The organism is Brevibacillus soli, assembly GCF_044759095.2.
Lineage (GTDB): Bacteria > Bacillota > Bacilli > Brevibacillales > Brevibacillaceae > JBIYSM02.
This window is the reverse complement of the sequence record NZ_JBIYSM020000010.1, coordinates 26732-51481: the sequence shown is the minus strand read 5'-3', so window position 1 is coordinate 51481 and position 24750 is coordinate 26732. Positions and strand designations below refer to the sequence as shown.

The 24750-nt window shown below is 51.7% G+C and carries 24 protein-coding genes; 7 read left to right on the top strand and 17 right to left on the bottom strand.

Translation table 11 applies throughout. The features are described 5' to 3' along the window. Positions 1 to 44 precede the first annotated feature (44 nt). Together ACE99V_RS06165 and ACE99V_RS06160 are read left to right on the top strand one after the other, a co-directional pair. On the top strand, positions 45 to 1043 hold the full coding sequence (locus tag ACE99V_RS06165; protein WP_400490188.1) for a glycosyltransferase family 2 protein: 999 nt from the start codon (positions 45 to 47) through the stop codon (positions 1041 to 1043). Positions 1044 to 1083: 40 nt separating this feature from the next. Further along, on the top strand, positions 1084 to 1989 hold the full coding sequence (locus ACE99V_RS06160) for a GT-D fold domain-containing glycosyltransferase (RefSeq protein ID WP_400490187.1): 906 nt from the start codon (positions 1084 to 1086) through the stop codon (positions 1987 to 1989). A gap of 69 nt (positions 1990 to 2058) precedes the next feature. On the opposite strand, the gene ACE99V_RS06155 is transcribed toward ACE99V_RS06160, so the two are convergent. Both ACE99V_RS06155 and ACE99V_RS06150 read right to left on the bottom strand, forming a co-directional pair. Next, positions 2059 to 3117 carry a glycosyltransferase gene (locus ACE99V_RS06155; protein ID WP_400490186.1) on the bottom strand — a complete coding sequence of 353 codons (1059 nt, stop codon included), beginning with the start codon at positions 3115 to 3117 and terminating at the stop codon, positions 2059 to 2061. Positions 3118 to 3362: 245 nt separating this feature from the next. After that, complete coding sequence (locus tag ACE99V_RS06150) at positions 3363 to 4160, bottom strand: FkbM family methyltransferase (RefSeq protein WP_400490185.1); 798 nt, start codon at positions 4158 to 4160, stop codon at positions 3363 to 3365. A gap of 263 nt (positions 4161 to 4423) precedes the next feature. Between ACE99V_RS06150 and ACE99V_RS06145 the strand changes: the two genes are divergently transcribed. Next, positions 4424 to 5629 carry a glycosyltransferase family 4 protein gene (locus ACE99V_RS06145; protein WP_400490184.1) on the top strand — a complete coding sequence of 402 codons (1206 nt, stop codon included), beginning with the start codon at positions 4424 to 4426 and terminating at the stop codon, positions 5627 to 5629. 169 nt (positions 5630 to 5798) lie between these two features. Further along, positions 5799 to 6653 carry a hypothetical protein gene (locus ACE99V_RS06140; protein ID WP_400490183.1) on the top strand — a complete coding sequence of 285 codons (855 nt, stop codon included), beginning with the start codon at positions 5799 to 5801 and terminating at the stop codon, positions 6651 to 6653. A gap of 65 nt (positions 6654 to 6718) precedes the next feature. Here the strand turns inward: ACE99V_RS06140 and ACE99V_RS06135 are convergent, their stop codons facing one another. The 4 genes from ACE99V_RS06135 to ACE99V_RS06120 form a co-directional block, all read right to left on the bottom strand. Next, positions 6719 to 8017: a nucleotide sugar dehydrogenase gene (locus tag ACE99V_RS06135; RefSeq protein ID WP_400490182.1), complete on the bottom strand. Its 1299-nt coding sequence runs from the start codon at positions 8015 to 8017 to the stop codon at positions 6719 to 6721. 210 nt (positions 8018 to 8227) lie between these two features. Continuing rightward, complete coding sequence (locus tag ACE99V_RS06130; protein ID WP_400490181.1) at positions 8228 to 8533, bottom strand: 2Fe-2S iron-sulfur cluster-binding protein; 306 nt, start codon at positions 8531 to 8533, stop codon at positions 8228 to 8230. A gap of 38 nt (positions 8534 to 8571) precedes the next feature. Further along, the gene (locus tag ACE99V_RS06125; protein WP_400490180.1) at positions 8572 to 8982 is read right to left on the bottom strand and encodes a DUF350 domain-containing protein; all 411 of its coding nucleotides are present in this window, start codon (positions 8980 to 8982) and stop codon (positions 8572 to 8574) included. Positions 8983 to 9016: 34 nt separating this feature from the next. Further along, positions 9017 to 11371, bottom strand: a complete 2355-nt coding sequence (locus ACE99V_RS06120) for an endonuclease MutS2 (protein WP_400490179.1) — start codon at positions 11369 to 11371, stop codon at positions 9017 to 9019. A gap of 147 nt (positions 11372 to 11518) precedes the next feature. Here ACE99V_RS06120 and ACE99V_RS06115 point away from each other — a divergent pair, with 147 nt between their 5' ends. Next, positions 11519 to 11905 carry a phage holin family protein gene (locus tag ACE99V_RS06115; protein ID WP_400490178.1) on the top strand — a complete coding sequence of 129 codons (387 nt, stop codon included), beginning with the start codon at positions 11519 to 11521 and terminating at the stop codon, positions 11903 to 11905. A 99-nt stretch (positions 11906 to 12004) separates the two neighbouring features. Here the strand turns inward: ACE99V_RS06115 and larB are convergent, their stop codons facing one another. From larB to pheS, 5 genes are all read right to left on the bottom strand, one after another. Next, positions 12005 to 12754: a nickel pincer cofactor biosynthesis protein LarB gene (larB, locus tag ACE99V_RS06110; protein ID WP_400490177.1), complete on the bottom strand. Its 750-nt coding sequence runs from the start codon at positions 12752 to 12754 to the stop codon at positions 12005 to 12007. Next, positions 12747 to 13616: an ATP-dependent sacrificial sulfur transferase LarE gene (larE, locus tag ACE99V_RS06105; RefSeq protein WP_400490176.1), complete on the bottom strand. Its 870-nt coding sequence runs from the start codon at positions 13614 to 13616 to the stop codon at positions 12747 to 12749. The genes larB and larE overlap by 8 nt, the downstream gene beginning before the upstream one ends. A 76-nt stretch (positions 13617 to 13692) precedes the next feature. Next, positions 13693 to 13962 carry a cell division protein ZapA gene (gene zapA, locus ACE99V_RS06100; RefSeq protein WP_400490175.1) on the bottom strand — a complete coding sequence of 90 codons (270 nt, stop codon included), beginning with the start codon at positions 13960 to 13962 and terminating at the stop codon, positions 13693 to 13695. Positions 13963 to 14069: 107 nt separating this feature from the next. After that, complete coding sequence (pheT, locus tag ACE99V_RS06095; protein WP_400490174.1) at positions 14070 to 16493, bottom strand: phenylalanine--tRNA ligase subunit beta; 2424 nt, start codon at positions 16491 to 16493, stop codon at positions 14070 to 14072. A 15-nt stretch (positions 16494 to 16508) separates the two neighbouring features. After that, positions 16509 to 17543, bottom strand: a complete 1035-nt coding sequence (gene pheS / locus ACE99V_RS06090; protein ID WP_400490173.1) for a phenylalanine--tRNA ligase subunit alpha — start codon at positions 17541 to 17543, stop codon at positions 16509 to 16511. Between the two features lie 539 nt (positions 17544 to 18082). On the opposite strand from pheS, the gene ACE99V_RS06085 reads away from it, so the two are divergent. Next, positions 18083 to 18799, top strand: coding sequence for a DUF2225 domain-containing protein (locus ACE99V_RS06085; protein WP_400490172.1), 717 nt, complete (start codon positions 18083 to 18085; stop codon positions 18797 to 18799). Between the two features lie 7 nt (positions 18800 to 18806). On the opposite strand, the gene ACE99V_RS06080 is transcribed toward ACE99V_RS06085, so the two are convergent. Both ACE99V_RS06080 and ACE99V_RS06075 read right to left on the bottom strand, forming a co-directional pair. Continuing rightward, a complete protein-coding gene (locus ACE99V_RS06080) occupies positions 18807 to 19616 on the bottom strand; it encodes a TrmH family RNA methyltransferase (protein ID WP_400490171.1) in 810 nt (269 codons plus the stop codon). Between the two features lie 2 nt (positions 19617 to 19618). Further along, positions 19619 to 20272 (bottom strand): potassium channel family protein, encoded by a 654-nt coding sequence (locus ACE99V_RS06075; RefSeq protein ID WP_400490170.1) that lies wholly within the window; start codon positions 20270 to 20272, stop codon positions 19619 to 19621. 144 nt (positions 20273 to 20416) lie between these two features. On the opposite strand from ACE99V_RS06075, the gene sspI reads away from it, so the two are divergent. Further along, complete coding sequence (gene sspI, locus ACE99V_RS06070) at positions 20417 to 20653, top strand: small acid-soluble spore protein SspI (protein WP_400490169.1); 237 nt, start codon at positions 20417 to 20419, stop codon at positions 20651 to 20653. 266 nt (positions 20654 to 20919) lie between these two features. Here the strand turns inward: sspI and ACE99V_RS06065 are convergent, their stop codons facing one another. From ACE99V_RS06065 to ACE99V_RS06050, 4 genes are all read right to left on the bottom strand, one after another. Continuing rightward, positions 20920 to 21279 carry a DUF1294 domain-containing protein gene (locus ACE99V_RS06065; protein WP_400490168.1) on the bottom strand — a complete coding sequence of 120 codons (360 nt, stop codon included), beginning with the start codon at positions 21277 to 21279 and terminating at the stop codon, positions 20920 to 20922. A gap of 5 nt (positions 21280 to 21284) precedes the next feature. Next, entirely contained in the window at positions 21285 to 21902 is a 618-nt protein-coding gene (locus tag ACE99V_RS06060; protein WP_400490167.1) for a DedA family protein, read from the bottom strand. Positions 21903 to 22193: 291 nt separating this feature from the next. Further along, positions 22194 to 23972: a B12-binding domain-containing radical SAM protein gene (locus ACE99V_RS06055; protein ID WP_400490166.1), complete on the bottom strand. Its 1779-nt coding sequence runs from the start codon at positions 23970 to 23972 to the stop codon at positions 22194 to 22196. A gap of 85 nt (positions 23973 to 24057) precedes the next feature. After that, positions 24058 to 24564 carry a MogA/MoaB family molybdenum cofactor biosynthesis protein gene (locus ACE99V_RS06050; RefSeq protein WP_400490165.1) on the bottom strand — a complete coding sequence of 169 codons (507 nt, stop codon included), beginning with the start codon at positions 24562 to 24564 and terminating at the stop codon, positions 24058 to 24060. Positions 24565 to 24750 lie beyond the last annotated feature (186 nt).

The window sequence follows — 24750 nt, the reverse complement described above, 5'->3', positions numbered from 1 at the left end:
TTTATGTACAGAGAGATAATTTATTATCTGAAGGAGGCTGACAAGTGAGGATCGAAGAATCACCAGCGGTTTCGATCATCATCCCTTGTTACAACTATGGGAAATACCTGGAAGAAGCCATTGACTCATGTATACAATCTACTTTCACAGATTTTGAAATCATCGTCGTGAACGATGGCTCTACCGATCCAGAAACCATACAAGTACTGGAGCAGTTAAACAAGCCAAAAACACGGATTATTCATCAAGACAACAAAGGTTTATCCGCCGCTAGAAATGCAGGGATCAAACTTTCCAGAGGCAAATATATTTTGCCATTGGATGCCGACGATACCATCCATCCCACCTTGCTGCAAAAGGAAGTAGCCATACTGGAAGCAAGACCGGAAGTAGGATTTGTCAGCAGCTGGCTCCAGTGTTTTGGTGACACGAAAGCTCGATGGAAATTCCCTGCCTATAATTTTTACAAGCTGCTCTTCAACAATATCATGGTCGTAACTTCCCTTTTCAGAAAAGACGCCTGGGAACAGGTTGGCGGCTACAATGAAGAAATGACGGGCTATGCCGATTGGGATTTTTGGATTTCCTTGGGCGAAAAGGGATTCCTAGGACATATCATTCCTGAGGTCTTATTTCATTATCGAAGACATGGACACACCATGAGTATGAGATCAAAGGAGAGAAAGAAACAACTCATCAATCAAATCCGAAACAATCACCCTGCTTTATATACAAAGGAAAAACTGGCTGAGCTAAAACAGATCTGGGAACCTACACGTTCCGGCACGAAACAGAAGAAGAAATTCCCCTCACGACAGAATACGAACCCTAAAAAGCGTGTTCCTTCCACTTCGAAGAAGAAGCCCCAAAAAAATGGCACTTCTCCCCCAAAGACGAAACCCAAGAAGATTGTGACGAAACCTCTGAAAAGACCGACCAGGAAGTTAACTGCTTCGGTAAACAGGTTACGACTGCAAAACAAAATGAAGACACCACTCCCTTACTTGTCGAAGAAAGTGAGAATCTATCCCAAAATCCTCTGATCGACTTTAAGCATTAATATTGAAGAAAGGGGTTTTCCTATTGAAAATAAAGACGCCGAAGAAAAAGAAAACATCCATGAGAAGAAAGAAAACCCTCAAAAAAAGAAGGCCAAGTTTACATCTTTCTACAAAGAGACCTCAAACAGGTAAAATGTCACGGTCTAAATGGATCGCGATAAAACCTAGTGCTATCCGGTTATCAAGCGGAGAATTGATGAACAAAATCATAACGGCACTTGAAGAAAAAAAGCCATTGTCTGTTGTGAGTGTGGGTCATACAGAATCATTTGTCATGGCCCAATACAAGATCTTCCCTAAAAAGTATTTTATGAATCACGGGGAAGCGAAAGTCGCCAATAAGGGAATCACAACTACAGGTTTCGAACACCGAGGTATTCGGTTCCCAAATGTAAAGGCTCGGGATGAAGCAGTAGAGGCTGTACGAAAAGCTGATATTGTGGGGTACATTACCGTGTTACCTGATGGTGTTTTGGCAGAAAAAGTATTTGAGGTTTATGACATAAAGCTGAAATATACTTACGAGGCTTACTTGAGAAGAGTCATCATGTATTCTCAAAAAGAAAAATTTGAAGAAATGCTGCGCGGGCGGAAAATCTTATTAATCAGTTCGATTGCCGATGAAGTAAAGAATGCCCTGGATCTGAATTTAAAAAACAGACTGGGATTTGAAGTTGTTGGAACCATTAGCATCTATGGATATGATGAGATTCCTCGCGTGAAGCAGGAAATTGCTCATTATGAATTCGATCTTTGTTTGCTTGCGGCAGGGATTAATGCGGTGATTCTCGCTCCCTATATAGCTGAGACTTACGGAAAAGTCGCCTTTGATTTGGGGTTGGGCTTATGGAGCTTGTCTACCGGAAAGGTTAGCGAGAGTCCTTGGTTAACGAATCGTATCGGAATCAATACATTGATGAAAATGTAAAATCAACTTGTCAGGAAAAAATGGGTATCAGTTTGCGGCTGATACCCATTTTGGGTTTGTGGTGAACCCCTATTTGTATCTTCGTTTCCTAGAATTTACAGTTGCTCTCTTTGCGCGTAGATTCTTTCTCTTCCTTCCTACAGCGTGTATGTTTTCGCTATTTGCTCTCCGTCTATTTACATTCGATGATTGCGCTTCGGTAGGTTTATGATTTACCAGTAAATCCTGAATCATCTCTACCAACTGCCGGGCGCGTATTGCCGTTGTATGCTTTTCATGTACCATCCGGTAACCCTGCTCCGCGATGTTTCGTCGCTCTTCTTCGTGTCTCAGATAGTACTCTGCCTTTTGCTCAAAATCATGTTCATTGATGGCCACAAAGTGTACCCCGGGGATAAACCCCAAATCCTTTAGCTCTTGTGATGCAGGTGCCAACAAAAGGGTATTGCTTGCAAGTACTTCGTAATATTTTTTTACCGGATACTTATAGGACAAGTCACAGGTAAAAAACATCTTTGCTCGATTGATTTCTCTTGCATACTTTTCTCCAATAAAATAACGGTTCTTTTCATGCTCTTCATAGTCTCGATAACCGGGGTGAGGGTGATATACAAAGGTAGGCTTCTTTTTCATGGTCTTGAGGATTTTGCATCTCAACGGATACATCTGCTGATTAACAGCACCCATTAACAGGAAATCTATTTCCTTCTTTAATCCATAATCCCTGTATAGCTTGGGGTTTACATGGTGGGGTAGCCATTTCATCTTCTGTTTGAATGCTGGGTACCATCTGTAAAATGGATCCCTGTATATTGAAAATATATACTGAACCTTGTCTTTAACCATCTCTATTCTTCTTTGCTTGATGTTGTAATGCACGTCATGCACATATACGCCGTACGGTATCGTGAGGGTGGAAAGTCCTGTTATCTTCGGACAGTTTTTTTCCCCATGTTCATTGATGAGAATAAAATCAGGATTCTCAGGAATTTTTTTCAGGATGTCGTGGATATTTCCGGGTTCATACCACAATGTCAGGTCCGTAATGTGAGCCAATTCATCAAATAAATAGTGAATGTGAGGGTTTAACCGTTTGGACTTATCTCCGGTTATGATCAAGAGCTTCAACTTAATCGCTTGCCTCCTCCCTTTTTCCCCATTTTATGAAATGTTTCCTTTGCCTGTCTGTACGCAAAACCAGACAAACATATTATTTAACAGGTCAGGCGCGGCACGAGACATCACCCTCACCGTCTTTGACAAAACGAACACGAGCATAGGTTCAGACTCCGTCACGAACCTGCCAAATAACGGGTTCGCCAGCCTGACTGTTGCGCATGAGAAGAACAGCGAATGGGGTTTCCATTTTCAATTTAGGAAACGCGTATAAAATGAAACAAGTTGTGATTGATATTGTGCAATTGAAATCCCAGCTGCATGACTTGTTCGGCTAACGCATCTCTCGTGCAAAGGGCATATCGATGGTATTCGATAAATAACTCATCAATATGTTCCCAACAGCAGCTCGGGGTATTGAAAACGATTTGACATTCACTGCCCTCTGCATCAATTTTGACGATGACTCGTTTTTTTTCCTGTCGATTCAAAGAAATGATTTCATTTATGACGTTTTCCATGGATGTCATCTGCACCTTTATTTTTGAAACAAGTGTTTTGTCCTGTCTCTTCAATATAGAGTGGGACCACGATTGATCGTAAACATAGAAAGATTGTTTCTTCTCCTGGTCAATGACGCCTTTATTGAATATTTTCCAGATTCGTGTCTCGTTCTGTAAAAAATGCTGATTGACCTGCGATAAAACTTTGTAATTTTCATTCTCAGGTTCATATGAAACAACAGACGATGCGCCATTGAGAAAAGCATACATTCCGAAATAACCTTTGTGAGCACCAATGTCAACGACGCATGCATCAACAAAATTCGTAAGGTAATCGTTGCTTTGAAAAATGTCTAACGCAACTTTCAAATCGGTGATTAAGTCCATGGATGAAAGAATGATGGGACCAAGCTTGCTGTAAATAGTCACAACTTCTCCCTTCCTAGCAGAATTAACCAAATTTTTTTCATGATTTTCCGAGAAATGTTGCACCTTCACCAACATCCTCAGCATTGACTCACATTTCTTCCAATCCTCGCTGCTCTTGTTCATAAAATCACCCTTTTCTTAGATGCTTCCATTTAGGGTATGTACGAGTACTTCCTAATGCTTCACATCAAATGCCTTTTTTGGTCCAACCCATATCTGTTACTACCAAATTCGGTAAATTTTTTCATGAACTGTAAGAAGCGATATTCTTTACAAGCCTATTTTTTCAATTTATTCGTACAACTGTCCATACGCTTACATGGCTGAAACATAGATATAAAGTAATGCTTACAGACTTTGTTCATTTAGAAGGGAATGGACAAGAGATGAGAATCTTGCTGGCCGGATATACCAGTATGCCGTACATTGGAGGCGTGGCGACGTATATGAAAATTCTTTACCAGGAATTGAAGCGGCTGGGACATGAGGTAGACATCCTCGTCCACAAACCCGGATGGCGTCAGTATTACATGCCGACGAACGGACGGTACCTGATCAAGGCAAAGGTTCGAAACCCAATCAGGCGCAAATTGATGTCACTGTATGCGAAAAAAAGGTTGAAGGTTCATCGCATAATCAGGAAGTACGAACTGGAAAGATATTCGTACGAGATGGCGGCAGCTTACTTTGGATTGGAAAAATACGACGTGATTCACGCTCAGGACAATATTAGCGGAAGAGCACTCTGGAGAGTAAAACCCGCCCATGTTCCGTTGGTCGTAACGTTACACAGTTATTGGAGTGAGCGGATTCCGTATATCAATCTGCTTAAATCATGCGGTGCCAAATCCAGCAACCTCACAATCGCACCTTCGCAGTGGTTAAAGAACAAGCTTGTCAGTAACCATCGTGTTCCGGCCGATCATATCACAGTGATCCCTAACGGAATCGATGTATCCCGGTTCAGATTGGATACCACGGCACCCGTAACAAAATCCCCGGGAGAAAAAAAAATACTCATCTGCACAGCAAGGCTGTCCAGTGAAAAAGGACACAAGTATTTGCTGGACGCACTCGCGAAATTAAAGCGCGTACGATCCGATTGGGAATGCTGGTTGGTGGGCGATGGACCATTACGATACAAGTTGAAGCAACAATGCAAAAAGCTTCGCTTGTATCATCATGTCCGTTTTTTGGGATCACGGAAGGACGTCCCGCAATTGCTGCAGCGTGCAGATATATTTGTTCTGGCCAGTGTAAAAGACATTTTCCCCTATGCCGTAATCGAAGCTCAGGTGGCGGGTAAGCCGGTAGTTGTATCCTCTGCAGGTGGAATTCCCGAAATGGTGAAGCACGGCATTACTGGTCTTCTTTCACCTGTCGCACAGAGCAATGCAATGTATGAGAATCTAAAACAACTTTTGCAAAATACATCCCTACGCGCTTCTTTGGCTGAAAACGGCCAGAAAACGGCGATCGAACAATGGTCTGTGGAAAATATGGTGAAACGCCTGGAAGATGTCTATCACAACGTTACAAACGAAAGGGGGAATTCCTATTACCGCCCGAAACCACAAGGTACAGACGAGTAGAGTAAACCGGAAAAAAAGAGCACTTTTGCAAACCTTTACTCTCCCCGTTAATCCGAATATTTGGAACACCATCCGCAAACAATTGCCTCCCCACTACTCCATACCTGATCATGAATTTCAAACATTCATCGAAAAAAGACATCATTAAGCACAGAAGGGGAGTAATCCAATGATTTGCTTTGCGATTCTCGCCCACCAGAATGAAAAGATTCTCGCCAATCAAATCGCAAATATTAAGAAATGTAACCCCAACTGTATAGTTGTGCTATATAACGGTGGAAGAAACAAACATTTTGGCAAAACATTAGGGATTCCAATTTGTCCGTACAGCCGTCCGTTGCGATATGGACGGTTGGGGCGTTTCTTTTATGATATCATGCGTTGGTTGGAAGCCAGAGGAATCCATTATGATTATTTGGTAAATCTCGATTCCGATCTAATGTTTGTCAAGCCCGGATATGAGCAGTTTCTCGATCAGGTAATGAACGGATACGACTGTATGGGATTTCGCCTGAAAGCGTATCGCACACCTCTAGCATCCCGACACTGGCTTCCTGGCCGAAGCATGTGGAAAGAGTGGAAATCCTGGAAACCTTTTTTCCGCTCGAGCTATTTTTACGGTACACTGAACGCCATGCAGGTGTACCGCCAGGGTATTGTTCGAAAAATGCTGCGCAATCTGAACCGGATTAGATTGGAGCGACTGTTGAAATCAACGAAGGTATTTGCCCTGGAAGAAATCCTTTATGTGACACTGGCTGCTCGAAGAAAAGGCAGAATGCGCACCTATCCGCATCGCAGCAGAAGATACGTCCGTTTGAGCAGACCATTGACCCTACCAGAAGCCAGACGTGCAAAGAAGGATCCGTATGTTTATTTCGCTCATCCCATAAGACGGACGTTACACGATCCTGCCCGCCGTTTGATTACTCAGAGTTCATTCCCACGCCAGGATGTTTCAGCTTCTGTCCGGTCAACTCGGGATTCATCTGCCAGTCTTTTGAATACCTCGATCGCAGAATAAAATGCTTCAACAGCAGTGGCTTCCCGACAACAAAAGGCACCCTACAGGTGCCTTTTGTCGTTTGGTTATACGCGTATCACTTTCACTTTCGCATCCACATCGCGCGGAATGCGGTTTTTTGTATCGAACAGGATCGGCGATTTGCCCATCAGAGCGGCAACTTCCAGCCAATCCGTATCGGCAAATTCCTGCTGCACGGCGGTGAGGAAGAGCGCATCGGCTCCGCGAACCGCTTCTTCCAGCGTATCTGCCTTATGGTCGTACTCGCTCGGCACAGCCGGGTCGTACGAACGCACCTCCACGCCTTTCGAATGAAGAAGCTTAATCAGGTCGTGTACAGGGCTGACGCGGTCATCGTTGGAGAAGTCCTTCATCGCCAGTCCGAGAACAGCGACGCGGCTGCCTGCCAGGCTTTTGCCGTTCTCTTTGAGGGCCGCTTCCAGCATGCTGATGAGCACAGCCGGGACGTTGTCATTAATCCGGCGGGCCATCTGCAGCAGTTGAAGCGAGACACCCAGTTCGTTTGCTTTCGGCTGCAGGTAGTACAGGGCGTTCGGCAGGCAGAAGCCGCCGACACCCGGCCCCGGCGTAAGCAGGTTCACCCGCGTATGGGTATTGGCCACTTTGATCAGTTCAAACGTGTCGATTCCAAACGCCTCGGCGAAGCGGGCGAACTCCTGGACCATCGCGATGTTCACGTCGCGCTGGATGTTTTCAATCACTTTCGCCGTTTCGATCACACGGATGTCCGAGACGGTGATCTCGGTCTCGCTGATAAAGGATAGCAGTTCTTTCCCTTTGGCTGCGCTCTCGGGATTGATTCCGCCCAACACCAGCGGCATGTGAATGAACTCTTCAAAAGCGCGGCCTTCGGCAATGCGCTCGGAGCAGTAGGTCAGATAGAAGTCCTGACCTGCGACCAGACCGCTTGTTTCTTCCAGAATGGGCTGGATCACTTCCTGAGTGGTCCCCGGAACAACCGTACTGCGGATCATGACGGTGTCCCCTTTTTTCAGCACGCGCCCCAGGGTCTGCGCGCAGTTTTTCAGCGGCCGCAGATCCGGATCGCCGTTATGGACGGGCAATCCGACGGTTACGATCCAGTTGTCGACCACATTCGCGGCCTCCTCATAGGAGGTCGTTGCATGGAAACGGCCGGCTGCGATTTGCTCCCGCAAAATCTCGGGGAGCGTTTTTCCTTTATAAGACTCCAGGTGGTGGGAGTGTCCCGCGTTAATCTCTTCCACGACGCGAGGCAATGCGTCCACTCCGACTACCTTGGCTCCTTTCATGGCGTACGTCAGCGCCAACGGCAATCCCACAAACCCCAATCCCACAACAGCTACGCGTATAGGCTGAGTCATATTATCTCCTCTTTCACTTTCTCTTTAATACGTCAGGTAGATGATCCCTGCTGCGATAAACAATACGCAGAAAACGATGAGGACCTTGTACAGTGTCTCCAAGGAACTGCCTCCTCAGGTAAAATCGGCAACGGTCTGCCAAAGCCTAATTATACTCCCCAATCCCCAAAGCTTCAACGATGGATTCACTTGCCATACATCTCTTTGGCATCAACTTTCCGGCAAATAAACCGTGAGTGGTCCGGTCACGTACACCTGACAGCTTAACCTGAAGCCATCACCGATTGCCGTTTCTCCCAACCGGTAGCGCTCCGTCTCGCTCGCGGGTGCGGCTGAACCATCGGGTATCGTCATCTGCAAGCGGCAGGTCGCACATTTCCCTGTGGTGCAAAAAAACTCGATCGGCAGCCCTGCCTGCACCAAGGCCATCAGCAAGTTTTCACCGTGGCGCAAGGTCACCTGCTCCCGCTTCCCACCGCGAACCACGGTCACTTCAATGCCTACCGACTGTTCCATCCGATGTTCCTCCCATCCTGTGTGCCTGCTGCCGTCTGTCAGCGGGACAAACTGGCTCCGATCACGTAGGAAAAACCGACGGAAATCACCATTGCGGTAAAGCCGATGGCACGGTTGTCGCGGGCGATCTCCTCGTCGACCTTGTAACTCGGGGTCATAAACTCGAAGATGAAGTAGCTGACGAGCAGCAGAAGAAAGCCAAATGTTCCCCAGATCAGCGCCTGGCCGATTGAGTCATTCTGGCTGATGGAAAAGCGAAAGATGTTGGCAATGCCGAATATTTTTCCCCCGGTCGCCATTGCGACAGCGAGGTTTCCCCGCTTCAGCTCATGCCAGACGCGATAGCGCGTCACCAGTTCAAACAGGCTGAGGAACACGATCATGGCCAGACCCGTCACGGTAAAATAGGCAGCTGTTGAAAAGTACGGATTGCCAAGCAAGGTTTTCATTGGGCACGATCCCCCCGGTCTAGTACCGCCTTTTTTATTTCAATTCAACGATGGTGGCGCCGACACCGCCCTCTCCCTGGCCTCCCAGGCGAAAGGACTTTACATTGCGGTGATGGCGCAGGTACTCGTGAACGCCTTTGCGCAGCACGCCGGTACCGTGGCCGTGAATGATGGAGACGGAGTGGAGGCCGGCCAGCAGCGCTTCATCAAGGAACTGGTCAATCTCCCGAATCCCGTCTTCCACGTTGTACCCCCGCAGGTCGAGCTCCATTTTCACGGTATTCCGGCTTCGATTGACCGAAGTGTAGCTCACCTCAGGCTGTTTGTTCGCCTGTTTCAACACGTTCATGTCGTCCCGTTTTACTTTCATCTTCAGAATGCCGATTTGCACCAGGAACTCGTTGTCCGAAACCTTTTCCAGCACCGTTCCCTTTTGCCCGAAGCTGGTCACCAGCACTTCGTCGCCCACTTTTACCTGCGTGGCGCGGACTGCCTTGGCCGGCTTTTTCACCTTTTCCTTCTCCAGCTCCAGCACGGCGCTGTTGAGCCGCTTCTTCGCGTCGATCAGGCGGTGTTCCTTCATTTCCACACCCTCTGCCATCATCTCGCGCAGCTCGCGGATAATCGCATCAGCCTCTTCCTTGGCCAGCTGCACGGCGATACGCGCCTCTTCCTCCGCCTTTTCCAGCAGTCGGTTCTTTTCTTCCGCGAAACGGGCGCGTTCTTCCTCCAGCTGGCGGCGCAGTTCTTCCGCTTCTTTTCGCAGCGCTTCCGCTGTCTGCCGTTCCAGCTCCGCCGTCTTGCGATTTCTCTCCAGCGAGGCAATCATGCTCTCCACCTGATTGTCCTCCTCGCTGATGGAGCCGCGGGCAGTTTCAATGATAGCCGCCGGCAGTCCCAGACGCTTCGCGATGGCAAAGGCATTGGAACGCCCCGGTACGCCAATCAGCAGGCGATAGGTAGGCCGCAGCGTCTCCACGTCGAATTCGACGCTGGCGTTGATCACTTCCGGACGGTCGTACGCGTAGGCTTTCAATTCGCTGTAGTGAGTGGTGGCCACCAGTCGGGCCCCCCGCTGAACCACATGATCGATGATCGACATCGCCAGCGCCGCCCCTTCCGTAGGGTCGGTTCCCGCCCCCAGCTCGTCGAACAGCACGAGACTGCGCTCGTCCATTTCCTCCAAAATGTGAATGATGTTGGTCAGATGACTGGAAAAAGTTGACAAACTCTGCTCGATGGACTGCTCGTCGCCAATGTCGGCGAAAACGGAGGAGAACACGGTCATCTCGCTGTCCTCTTCCGCCGGAATCTGCAGCCCGGACATCGCCATCAGGGAAAGCAATCCAATCGTTTTCAACGAGACGGTCTTCCCGCCGGTGTTGGGACCGGTAACCACGATCGCCCGGTAGCTTCCGCCGAGTTCCACGTCTATCGGAACCACCACCTCATGTGCAATCAGCGGATGACGGGCTTTTTTCAGGCGAATGTACCCGCGATCATTCAGTTTGGGCGCAACTGCCTTCATGCTGTAGGCAAGCTGTGCCTTTGCAAATAGAAAGTCCAGCTCCGCCAGCGCGTCGATGTTTTCCTTCAGCTCGTCGACGTGAACCGAAACCTTCTCGGTCAAATCGTAGAGGATGCGTTCCACTTCCCTCTCCTCGCGCAGACGAAGCTCTCGAAGCTTGTTGTTCAGGGAGACGATTACTTCTGGCTCAATGAACAGCGTCGCCCCCGAGGCAGACTGGTCGTGTACGATTCCGCCAAACACGTGACGGTACTCTTGCTTCACGGGAATCACAAAGCGATCACCGCGGATCGTGACGATATTTTCCATCAGCATCTTTTGATACGAGGAAGAGCGAGTCATTTGATCCAGCTTTTCGCGAATGCGGGCTTCCAGCTGACGGATCTCCTGGCGAACCTGACGCAGCTCCATGCTGGCCCCGTCCAGTATGTCTCCGTTTTCGTCCACGCAGCGTTTGATTTCCGTCTCCAGATCGCGCAGTCCTTCGATCCGCTCCGCCTGAAAGCGAAGCAGCGGAAGTTCCTGATCTTCACACACGTCCAACAAAAACGTGCGCAGGCGACGACCGGCAAATACGGTACTGGCAATGTCCAACAGTTCCATGGGTGACAGCATCGATCCCAATCGGGCCCGCTGAATCGGACCGCGGATGTCGCGAATGCCGCCAAGCGGAACACTGCCTTTCAACCGCAGCACCGTCGCTCCTTCAAACGTCGCCTGCTGGGCAATGCGTACCTCGTCTATGTTTGTAAAGGGAAAAAGGTTCCCTGCCTTTTCTTTTCCGAATGTCGACGCGGCCTTCTCCACCAAAAGGGAGACGATTTTGTCATACTCCAAGGTCTTCAGCACCCGTTGTTCCACAATACCCTCCAGAATAAAACGTCATTCCTGTTATTATAACATGCCGCAACCGGTGAAGAATAATTTTACATGTCATCAATCAGCATACTTCCCGTGCGGATAAGACACACTGAAAATGAACACATTGATACCAAAAGGAGGATTTCCATGACAATATTACGCCATGTGATTCGATTTGTCGTCGCTGCCTTAGTCCTGATGTTTGTCGGCTTTTTGGTACCGGGCTTCAGTGTGAACGGCTTCTGGCCTGCCATTCTTGCAGCCGTGGTCATTGCCTTGCTGGGTTGGGTGATCGAATTGATGTTTGGTGATCGAATCTCTCCCTACAACCGCGGCATCGTCGGCTTTCTGGTCAGTGCTGTGGTCATTTGGCTCACGCAGTTCCTCGTTGCTGGCTTCCGAGCAACCATTCTGGGCGCGCTGCTCGCCGCGTTGGTAATCGGGATTATCGACCTGTTTATTCCCATCAAGGGTACGATGGCTTTTGGCGGCGGCGATGGCGGCAACAATCGCGGCAATGCCGACAACAAATAACGACTTAAGAAAACCCACCCGGCATTAGCTAACGCTTCGCCGGGCGGGGCCCCATAATTCTTATTGAGCCAACCCGATCCCAATGGTTGGCTCTTTTCATTATTCTCCGGCGATCTGCCGGTGGATCATGCCCGCCATATACCCTGCCCCGAAGCCGTTGTCGATATTCACCACGGCTACTCCGTTCGCACACGAGTTCAACATGGTCAATAGCGCCGAGACCCCGCCGAAGTTGGCGCCGTACCCGACACTGGTGGGAACCGCAATCACCGGCTTGTCAACCAGTCCTGCCACGACGCTGGCGAGCGCTCCCTCCATGCCTGCTATGCAGATGATGACCGCAGCCCCGCGTATTTCCTCAAGGCGGTGAAACAGCCGGTGAATGCCGGCTACCCCTACGTCTGCGATGACACGCGCTTCGCTTCCGAAACAGCGAACCGTCCAGGCGGCCTCCTGCGCCACCGCCCAGTCAGACGTGCCAGCAGCGACGACGGCGACGTACCCGTCACGCACGGGCACAAGCGGCCTTGCACTCCAGTACAGCAGATTGGCATCGGCAACGTAGCTGACACCTGGAAGGGTTTTCGTCACATGCTGAGCCTGCTCAGCGGATACTCGCGTCGCCAATACGATGTCCTGATGGGCCATCAATCTGGAAAAGATACCGGTCAGTTGTTCAGCAGTCTTTCCTGCCGCGTATACCACTTCGGGAAAACCGGTACGCAGCCTGCGGTCAAGGTCCAGCGTTGCGTACTCCAGCCGGCTGACCGACTGCAGCAGTTCTTCCGCTTCCTCCATGCTGATGGTTCCTTCCTGAACCATTCGCAGAACTTCCTTCACGTCAGCCATGGTTCGCCTTCACTTCCGCTCCGAGCACGGCGTTCATGCTGCCTGTCTGGTACCCGAACAGGTCAAGCGTTACGTACTTGAATCCGATCTCCTGCAGCGCAGCGTTGATCTCGGCATGATGCGCCACGACCCGGGCAAAATCTTCCGGGCTTACTTCAATGCGGGCGATGGTATCGTGGTGTCGCACGCGCACCTGGTGAAAGCCGAGATGCAAGAGGTAGCCCTCAGCGCGGTCGATTTGATCGATCTTTTGCAGGGTAATTTCCGACCCGTACGGGATTCTTGACGACAGGCAGGCAAACGACGGCTTGTTCCACGTGGACAATCCCATCTCTTTAGACAGCTGGCGGATCTCCTCTTTGTAGAAGCCGGCTTCCTGCAGGGGGCTGCGCACTCCGCGTTCTGCGGCAGCGATTCGGCCCGGTCGATAATCGCCCAAATCGTCCATATTGGCTCCGTCACAAATCACGGCATTCCATTCGTTTGCTTTCGCCAGCTGACCGAGGTGTTCATACAGTCCGTCTTTGCAGTAAAAGCAGCGGTTGACCGGATTGGCGACAAAATTGGGGTTTTCCATCTCGCGAATTTCCGTTGTGACAAACCGGGCCTTGAGCTGATTGGCCAGGTGTTTGGCCGCTTCAAACTCCCTCGTCGGAAACGTTTCAGAAGCAGCCGTAACGGCAATCGCTTGATCCCCCAGCTCCTGGACGGCCCGAGCAAGCAAAAAGGTGCTGTCCACCCCTCCTGAGAAGGCGATCAGTGCTGTTCCCATTTCACGCAAAATGCGGCCCAGCTTTTCGTTTTTTTCCTGTACGGACAGTCGACTCGCGTTTTCTGCAAGCTGCTCTTTGGTGAACGTCATCGTCGTGCTCCCCCTTTCCAAGTCACTCGTCAATGGGAAAAGAGAGGCGTAGAGCCCCTCTTTTTTTCACTGCGGTTTATTTTTTCTCCATTGCGTCGTCCTGGAGAATCTTCAGCAACTCTTCGTATTCCTGTCGCAGGCGGAAGTATTCGTCAGCGATGTTGACAGCGGTTAATACGGCGATTTTGGCGGTGTCCAACCGATGGTTGCCCTTTCCGATCTCACTCATCTTGTCGTCGACGTAACCGGCAACCATGCGCATGTGGTTAATGCTGGCCTTGCCGCTCAGCCGGTATTGTTGACCATAAATATCTACTGTCAGGCGATTTTTTCCGTCCCCTTGCACGAAGGCTTCCTCCTTCTGCGACTACCCTGCTTCAGATCGGTGTGTAAACATCCTATACTGTATCTTTTTTAGGTTACTGAAAATGTCAGATTCCGTCAAGATTCTCCCTACATTCGCAGTTCGGCGCCGGTCTGTTCCTTCAGCGCCTGGATCACCGCCTGGGTGACCTGCTGGATTTCTTCGTCCTGCAGCGTTCGCTCTGGATGGCGGTAGACGAGCGAGAAGGCCATGCTTTTCTTGTCGGCGGCGATGCGCTCGCCCGTATACACATCAAACAGCGTAAGGGATTCGAGCAGTTCACCTGCCGTCTGGCGAATCACGCTTTCCAAAGCTGCAGCCGGCACTGCGCGATCGACGACGAGCGCGAGGTCACGGGTAACAGCCGGGAACTTCGGCAGCGGATTGTAGAGGCCTCGTTCAGTTGCCTCCTCCACCAGTTCAGCCACGTCAAACTGGAAGACGTAGGTTTCGCTCAGGTCATACGCTTTTTCTGTCGCCGGGTGAATCTGTCCGAGGTAACCGAGACGCCGTCCGCCGGCCCAAACTTCTGCCGTACGGCCTGGATGCATGCCCGCCAAATCCGAAGCTGCCTTGTACTCGGTGCCCTCGATGCCCAGACGGTTCAACAGTGATTCGACCAATCCCTTCACGAGATAGAAATCAACCGGCTGGCGAGACCCCATCCAGTTCTGCGGCAGCCACTGGCCGGTGACCGCTCCGGCGACGTACAGCCGCTCTTCCGGCAGTTTCGTCAGTTTTTTCTCTCCGCTCAGGAAGACGTGACCCAGTTCGAAGATGGCGACGTCGTGGTTTTGACGGTTTTTATTGTAAGCCACTGTTTCCAGGAGACTCGGAATCAGGCTGGTTCTAAGGACGCTGTGCTCTTCACTCATCGGCATGGCCAGCGGGATTGGATGAGTCTCTTGCTGATGCAGACCGGCCACGTCATCCACGCGTTCCGGATGGACGAGTGCGTAGGAAATGGCTTCACAAAGGCCTGCTCCGATCAGGTGGTGACGAATGCTGCGGCGCAGCTGCTGCTCCCGGGTCAGCTTGCCTTGCGTGGTCGAACCGCTTGGCAGGGTGGTCGGGATGTTGTCGTAACCGTAGAGTCTGGCTACCTCTTCCACCAGATCCTCCGGCAGCGTTATGTCTCCGCGGCGAGTGGGCACGGTAACGGTCCAGGTCTCACCCTTCAATTCGTAGGGGAACTGCAGCCTGTCAAAAATCGCAGAGACGTCTGCAACGGTCAGGGAAGTCCCCAGATGATGATTGATTTTTTCCAGAGGGATCGTTACGACAGCAGGCTTCGCCTGTTGGACGATCGCGTTGGCGATCCCGCGGGAGACGGACGCGCCAGAGAGCTGTTGAATCAGTGCAGCGGCCCGTTCGGCGGCCAGCTTGACGCGGGATTGATCGACGCCTTTTTCCCAGCGGACGCAGCCTTCCGTTCTCATCCCGAGGGCGCGGGAGGAACGGCGAATGGATTGCGGTGTAAAATAGGCCGATTCCAGGATGATCTCGGTTGTATCCGAAGTGATTTCCGAATTGGCCCCGCCCATGATGCCGGCAATGGCCAGTCCTTTTTCACGGTCGGCGATCAGCATGGTCTGGTCATCCAGTTTGCGTTCCTGGTCGTCAAGCGTGACGATCGTCTCCCCGGGTTCAGCCAGACGGACGACGATGGAGCGGTCTTTCACCTGCGTGGCATCAAATGCGTGCAGCGGCTGTCCGTATTCCAGCAGAACGTAGTTGGTTACATCCACCACGTTGTTGATCGGACGAATCCCGGCTGCCATCAGGCGGTTTTTCATCCATTGCGGCGAGCTTCCAATCCGGGCGTTGGTGAAGTGCCGACCGACATACTGGTAGCAGTGATCACGCGCTTCAATTTCTACGGTCACGGGGTTGTCTCCGCCGTTTTCCACCACCTGCGCTTCCGGCAAAATCACTTCGCGGCCGAGGATAGCCGCTACTTCATAGGCTACACCCAGCATGCTGAGGCAGTCAGAACGGTTTGGGGTCAAGCCAAGCTCCAACACATAGTCGTCCAATCCCAGATACGAAACGGCATCCATCCCCACTTCCGCTTCTTCTGGCAGAACCATGATGCCTTCCTGCTGGTCCTTGGCCAGCAGCTTGTCGTTTAAGCCAAGTTCTTTTGCCGAGCAGATCATGCCCTGTGATTCTACTCCGCGCAATTTGGAGCGCTTGATGTGAAGATCACCGGGCAGCTTCGCTCCGATCAGCGCCACCGGAACCTTTTGCCCCGCAGCGACGTTGGGAGCGCCGCAGACGATCTGCAGGTCCTCACCCTGGCCGGCGTCCACGATGCACACGCTCAGACGATCCGCGTCCGGGTGCTTGCTGCGTTCTTTGACGTAGCCGACAACCACATTGGAAACTCCGTTGTTGCGCGGTTCCACCGCTTCTACTTCAATCCCGCTACGAGTGAGCCTTTCCGCCAGCTCCTGCGGGGTTATATCGGACAAATCAACGTATTCGGATAGCCATTGATACGATACTTTCATAAGTTTCTCTCCTCTCTAGCCTCGGTTGAACTGGCGCAGGAAGCGCACGTCGTTGGTATAGAAATGGCGAATGTCCTCCACGCCGTACTTGAGCATGGCGATACGCTCCACACCCATCCCGAAGGCGAACCCGCTCACTTCCTGCGGGTCGTAGCCGGCCATTTCCAGCACGCGCGGATGAACCATACCCGAGCCGAGAATTTCAATCCAGCCGGTGTGTTTGCAGACGCGGCAGCCGGAGCCGCCACAGTTGAAGCACTGGAGGTCCACCTCTGCGCTCGGCTCGGTGAACGGGAAAAAGCTCGGGCGCAGACGAATCTGCTGGTTTTCCCCGAACATCTGACGTGCGAACGACAACAAAGTGCCTTTCAAATCGCTCATGCCAATCCCTTTGTCCACCACCAGCCCTTCAATCTGAGTAAACTGATGGGAGTGTGTGGCATCGTCATCGTCGCGGCGGTATACTTTCCCCGGACAGATGATCTTAACCGGCGTTTTGCCTCCCTTTTTCAGCATCGTGCGAGCCTGAACCGGCGAGGTGTGGGTCCGCATCAGAATTTCGTCCGTGATGTAGAAGGAGTCCTGCATGTCGCGGGCCGGGTGGTCCTTCGGAAGGTTGAGCATCTCGAAGTTGAAGTGGTCCAGCTCCACCTCAGGTCCTTCTGCGATCTCAAAGCCGAGACCGATAAAAATGTCTTCCAATTCTTCGATAATACGGGAGAGCGGATGCATCGTTCCCGTCGGTATCGGACGTCCTGGCAGCGTCACGTCAATGCTTTGGGAAGCCAGTTTGGCCGACAGCAGGGCTTGCTCCAGCTCGTCTTGTTTCGCGGCAAAAGCCGCTTCCAGCGCTCCACGCACTTCGTTGACCAGCTGCCCGACAACCGGACGCTCCTCCGCGGACAGACTGCCCATGCCGCGCAGCAGTTCCGTCAGCTCCCCCTTTTTCCCCAGGTACTTGACCCGCAGGTCCTGCAGCTGCTGAGCGTCAGCGGCCTGCCTGATCTGCTCGATGGCTGTCTCTTTCATTTCCTGTAATCGAGTTTGCACGTCAATCGCTCCTTTATTAAAAAAAATAAAAAACTCGCCCCACAAAGGGACGAGTTGTTTCTCGCGGTACCACCCTACTTAGACATTCGGCCAAACATGACCGGCGCATCTTGTCGTCGAGTCGTCACTCCGTTGCTCACGTAGGTTACTACGTTCCGCTACTCGTGACTTCCTCTCCTAAAGCTGCTTGGTCCTGTTTGCCCTCGCAGAACAAGCCTGTAAAACAGACCAGTTCCTTAGCCTCACTTGATGATCGATAACGGGATGACCCGGTTTCCCCTACTGAGCCCCTTGGCGGGACAGGTTCAGAGAACTGCTCCAGAGTGAATTCGGCAGGTCTAGCGATAGAGATGCTTCCAGTCCATGACATCTCCTCCCTGAATGCTATGGGTCCTACTTACTAGTCTCTGTCATCGCAATGCTTTATAATAAAACTTGTAGGAAAATTATAGCGTAATCACTTTCGACTTGCAATTCCACAATCGCTGTATATTGCTGGGCATTGCCTCGACGAACACCCATGTCTGGGGGGACAAGCCATGATGGAAAGACTTTCAGCACTTTACGACAAAACATGTACCTGCCGCCACTGCCATCACTCCTTTACAACCAAGAGGGTGCGCGGAGGATCTCAGGCGATAATCCAGCGGGATGCCGACTTCTGCACGTATTACAAGGAGCAATCGCTCAATCCCATTCTGTACACGGTAAACGTGTGTCCGGCTTGCGGCTTTGCCTTTACCGACCAGTTTACCCAACAGCTTCTGCCGCCGGTGAAACGGCTGGTTCAGGAACAGATTTCTTCCAAGTGGACGCCGAAGGAATTCGGTTACGTCCGAAGTATATCTGAAGCCGTTGTCTGCTACAAACTGGCAATATACGCAGCCGAGCTGACAGGAGAAGCCCACAGCGTCAAAGCGGGTCTTTCTCTGCGGCTGGCCTGGCTGTTCCGCTTCCAGAACGACAAACAGCAGGAGAAGCGGTTCCTGCACATGGCCGTACACGAATACGAGCAGTCCTATGTCTTTTCCGACTATGATAAAGGCGACAAGGAAATGTCAGAAGTCCGCATCCTTTATCTGATTGGAGAATTGATGCGGCGCGTTGAGCGGTACGACGAGGCTGTCAACTACTTTTCCAAGGCGCTTGAACTCGGCAGACAGTCCATCGAAACCGGCATTCTGAGCATGGCCCGGGACCAATGGTCTCTGGCACGTGAGGAGTACAAGCAAAAGAACCAGGAGAAAATTGGATAACAAGGGATTATTTCCGCTTGCGTTTGGCCTCGTACACGAGGACGCCTGCCGCTACTGCGGCATTCAGGGACTCCGCTCTGCCGTAAAGGGGGATGTGTACGAGGCTGTCCGCTTTCGTTATCATTTCGGAAGAGACCCCGCGGCCCTCGTTTCCGATTACAATGGCTACTTTCCCCGAATAATCAGCCTCGTCGTATGCGAGGCTTCCTTCGTTTACGGAGGATACCAGTATGCGTGCACCCAGACGCTTCAATGTTTCAGCCGCTTCCACAAGCTGCTGCGAGAAGACAGGGAGGCGGAAGAGAGCGCCCATGGTGGCCCGCACAACCTTTCCGTTGAACAAGTCCACACTTCCCTTGCCCATGATCACGGCATCAACACCGGCTGCTTCGGCTGTGCGCAGAATGGTTCCCAGATTTCCGGGGTCCTGAATCTCATCCAGCATCAGCAAAAGAAACGCTCCTTCTCCTGCAGACGACAACCAGTCCTGCCAGTTTGGCCGGGGCTTCTTCACTTCCGCTACAATGCCCTGCGGCGACTTGGTTTCTGACAGCTTGGCCAGCACAGCCGGAGCAGCGGCGATTACCTGAACGGAAGAATCCCGGCGGTGCAAAGCCTGTTCACATACGGGATCCAGCCCCCGCTCGCTGTCGTAGACAACCGTGACGACTTCTGCGTCAGAGCGAAGCGCTTCCTCCACCAGGTGTACACCTTCAACGAGAAAGCTGCCCTGTTCTTCCCGGCCTTTTCGGTCCAGCAGCTGGTGCAGCCGCTTCACCAGAGGATTATGTACGGAGGTTATCACATCAAGCCGCATGGTTACGCCTCTTCTTCAAATTCTTTCAAATCCTTGTTGTTGCCGATGACAACCAAAACGTCGTTGGGCTGAATCGTTTCATCCGGACGTGGAGCGATGTTGAACTTCTCGCCGCTCTTGATCGCAATCACGTTGACGCCGTACTGGGCTCGCACGTCGAGCTGACGCAGGGTTTTTCCCACCATTTTGGACGAAACAACGACCTCTGCTACACTGTAGTCTTCCGCCAGCTCAATAAAGTCAAGCACGTTGGCGGAAATCAGGTTGTGGGCCACGCGAACCCCCATGTCCCGTTCAGGGAAGACGACGCGATCGGCTCCCACCTTGTACAGCACCTGACCGTGCCGCTCGTTTTGGGCTTTGGCCACGATCTTTTTCACACCCAGTTCCTTGAGGATCAGCACGGTCAAAATGCTTGCCTGAATGTCAGCACCGATCGCAACAACGACCACGTCAAAGTTGCGAATCCCGATCTCTTTCAGCGCCCGCTCGTCCGTAGAGTCCGCGGCTACGGCGTGAGTCACGAACTGAATGTTTTCGTTAATTCTCTCTTCGTCTTCGTCAATCCCCATCACTTCATAATCCATCTCATACAGGGTTCGGGCCACACTGGACCCAAACCGTCCCATGCCGATGATCGCAAACTGCTTCGACATTATGTTTCACTCCTTTAGACTGCTTCGATTGGCATTATATCACAACGATTCGGGCGACCACAAAACGAGTATGTTGACGCCCGAACGAACGAATACTAAGGAAGGAAGCAGCTCATTACCTAGCTGAGGGGAGTAGTGGCAAGCATGAACATCAATGCGCTCAATCTGCGCCAAGCAATCATGTACAAAATGCAAGGTTCAGATGCAAACGCCGTGGCAGAGACGATTACGGACGCCATTGCCTCCGGTCAAGAAAAGACCCTGCCGGGATTAGGGGTACTGTTTGAAGTCCTCTGGCAGCACAGTGATCAGGCCAGCCGCCAGCAGATGGTGTCAACCATCGCGGAACATCTGCCGAAACAAATGACCTCACCCGTGTAATGAAGTCGGCAGAGTGCGCCTGACGCGCAGTATGGGAGGAGAGACACACTGTCTCTCCTCAGTTTGTTGAGAAACCAATGGATTGTAGAGGGACCGATTCCTCCAGCTACCCGCGAGCTGTGACGACCTGCTAGCGTAGGGACGTGGGCGCGGGGATCAAGCAGCGCACCCCTGAGAAAACTTCGCAGTGACGCGGCTTTGGCGATGCCCCCGCGAATCGTCCCGGAGCGGACAGTGACACATCCCTGTGGGGAGGAGACGTTGTGTCAATATGTATGGAGAAGCCAGGCAGCCAGCACAACCTGCAAGAAACCCAACAGCGGCACTCCCAGGAGAAAGGCAGCATGCCTGGTCTTGTGACGAAACGAAAGCATGCCTGCCAATACTCCGAGGGCCCCTCCCCACGCTGCCAGTCCCAGCAGGCTCGATTCCGGAATGCGCATCGCTCCCCTTTTGGCAGCCTGTTTGTCCCAGGCCGTCAGATAGGCAGCATATCCGTTGACGACCAAAAGCCCGCTTCCAACAACATAAGGCATCTGTATAAACCATCCGTTGACAACCATTCCCCAGCTCAGCAGCAGAATTGAATTTCGTAAGCGTTTATGACGCTCCAACGCTTTTTTCATTGCCGTTACTCCCCTTTCGCGCGGGTAGCCCGGTTTGTCATGACCAGCCAGCGAATAATCCCCCCGGCACCAACCACCCCCAGCAGGATGAACAGGGCTTGAAAACCGTAGGAGCGGATGACCGGGATAATCGTTTCCACGTTGCGGCCAAAGACGTACCCAATGAGGTAGAATGCAGTCGTCCAAACCAACCCGATGGGATAGGAGAGGGCTGCATAGCGGCGGAACGTCATTCCTCCCATCGCCACAATGTACGGAACCAGGTGGCGAACTACCGGAAACAGGTAACTAAAGCACAGGGCAAATGTGCCGTACTTTTGCACAAGCGCCGTTGATCGCACGATGGAACGGTGCATTTTTTCCTTTTTGGACAACCACTGCAGAATGGGTTTTCCAAACCACTTGCCAAGCAGAAAGCCAATGGTAAGCCCCGAAGCCACACCCAAATATGCGACCACAAACGAATAAACCGGGTTCAAAAGAGCAATGGAAGCGAGAAAGCCCCCGGTCGCAACGACCAGCTCATCCGGAATGGGCAACCCCACAATCCCCAACCAGAGCAAAAAGAATATGGCTACATATCCGTATTGCTCAATGATTGCCATCAGCATGTTGATATCCATGTACGAAAATCCCCTATCTTCGCCATACAGCAGCGGTTTTCAGTGGGCACTTACCGGCCGCTCACTCGCAATCCAAATCCTATACCGATACGTACGTGATGTGAAAAAGTTACTTGTACTATTGTGCAATATGGACAAAGCTTTTATCAAGCTTGGAAATAAAAACGGGGATTTGCGGCGGCTGCGTGAATGAGTTGAGGGACCGATTTCCGGCTGGATCTGACGGACAATATCGCAAAGGAGACCACTTGTCAGCAGCCTGGCAGGAGGTCTCCTTTTGGTTTCGTACGATCAACCCACAACAGCATCCGCGCGTTTCACAACCACAAAGCTGTTGTCTCGATCGTATTGGTACGGATAATACATGACTAGAGCAAAGTTGCCCTCTGTCACTTCACCCGTGAGAAGCCATGTTTCCACGTCAAAAGAAACATGGGTTACGACAGTATGTTTGAAGTACTCCTTTTCGGAGGCAGTGTGCAGCGCAAAATCCTCGCGCAGATTTTCCTGCAGACGCTGCACTTCCTGGAAGATTTCCTGCATGTCCGGCTTGTCCAGCACATCTTTCCACCACAGCTTGCGCGGTCTGTGCTTCTGATTGTAGAGGAAGTCAAATTTCATCAGGCTGACCGCATGCTCCAGCTTGGGTACGTTTCTATTTCCGAGGAAATCATGCAACCGGGTAAACAGATCTTCCAGCTGATGACCGAATCTGCCCCATCCCTGCTCGTCCCAGTAATCGCCAAAGGTCTGGAAAAAGTCAAACGGGGTTTCAAAATACCGGGTAATGACCCACTCCAGTGTATGGTCCATCCGATGGGCGTTCCAGTATTTCTCCAGAATGTCTTCTGCGCGTTTGATTTTTTGCATGTCCTCGAACGACAGTACGTTGTTGCCGAGGATCTCATACGGCGCCTCGTCCATGTACACATAGCCGTGGTTGGCTGCCCGTGCTCGCACGCCGGTGCCTCGCAGCATTTTCAGAAAGCCAAGCTGCAGCTCTTCCGGACGGAGAGCGAACACGTCGTTGAACGTCTTTCGGAACGATTGGTAGTCTTCTTCCGGCAGTCCGGCGATCAAATCCAGGTGCTGCGCAATTTTGCCCGACTGCTTGATCGTGGTTACCGTATGCGCCAGCTTGTCAAATCGCTGAATGCGCTGAACCAGGCGGTTCGTTTCGTCATTGGTCGATTGCACGCCGATCTCGAAGCGGAAGATTCCCGGAGGCGCGTTTTCTGCCAAGAACTCCACCACGTCCGGTCTCAGGATGTCGGCCGTAATTTCAAACTGAAAGATCGTGCCGTTGTGGTTATCAATAAGGAACTGAAAAATTTCCATCGCATACTTCTTATGGATATTAAAGGTCCGGTCGACAAACTTGATGGTCTTCACGCCGTGGTCGATCAGCCGCTTCAAGTCCGCCTTCACCCGATCCAGCGGAAAATAGCGGACGCCGTCTTCAATGGACGACAGACAGTATTGGCACTTGAACGGACAGCCCCGTGACGCCTCAAAGTAGACGACACGGTTATCAAGCTCGTGAAGGTCATCCTCATAGGGAGAAGGAATCGTGTTCAAATCTTCAATTTGTGCGCGCGGCAGGGAAAAACGTACATACTCCCCTTCCCGATAGGCGATCCCCTCTACTTCCTTCAACCGGGGTGCCTCACCTGATTGCCTTGCCCGATCATAGGCTTTGCACAGCTCGAGAAACGTCTGCTCCCCTTCTCCGATAACAATCACGTCGAGATACGGATGCTTTTTCATCCATTCATCCGTATCGTACGACACCTCCGGACCGCCCAGCCAGACGGGCACATCCGGGCAGACCTTTTTCAGATTGCGAATGACGTCCAGGGTCTCGCGAATGTTCCAGATATAACAGGAAAACGCGACGACATCAGGCTTCCGCTTGTAGATGTCCGCTACGATGTTCAAGGTCAGGTCGTTAATCGTATATTCAACCAGCTCGATGTCCGGAAAGACAGGTTTGGCATAACTGCGCAAATACCGCAACGCCAGCGAGGAGTGAATGTACTTGGCGTTCAGCGTCGTCAGCAAAATCTTCATGTGCCCCGTTCCCTCCTTTTTCATTAGCATTCTATTATAGCATGGCAGAGAGGACTGGGGGCAAATGAAGAATATGGGCTGATCATCACTTGTTCAGCTCCCGGACGACGTGTCCCAGCTCGGGAATGATCAGTTTCGACATGGCAAGCCGAACGGCGCCTGTCGATCCCGGTGTGGAAAAGACCGCTTTCCCCCGATAGGTTCCGGCAATTGCGCGGCTCAGCATCGCTGCAGCGCCGATGTCTTCGGTGTAGCTGAGCATGCGAAACAGCTCGCCAAAACCTGGCATTTCCTTTTCCAGCAGTCCCTGGACCGCCTCGTAGGTCGTGTCCCGCCTGGAGATACCCGTCCCTCCATTCAGCAATATCACCTGCACATCGGGATGCGTTACTCCCGATTCGATGGCGGCGATGATCTCCCTCGGCTCGTCCTTGACGATCCGGTACAGGATAACTGACTGATTCGCCTCCGCCAGCAACTCTCTCATCAGTTGGCCGCTTTTGTCCGTCTCTTCGCTTCGCGTGTCTGATACTGTGATCACCATGCAGCCGACACTGCGCGGCGCTTCTTTCTTGTGTTCCGCTGTACTCATCGTCTCTCCTCCTGTTTTCTCGACTCATAAATGATGGGGGCAGTTGCCGGAATCAACTGTACAAATGATAACATTCTCCCGGGAAATCCATCCAGTTGCCTATCCCTCTCAAATTGACAGGGAGTTATACCAGATATCCCATCTTTCCCCTATAATCATGGGTAACAACCCGTTCGTGACGGGATC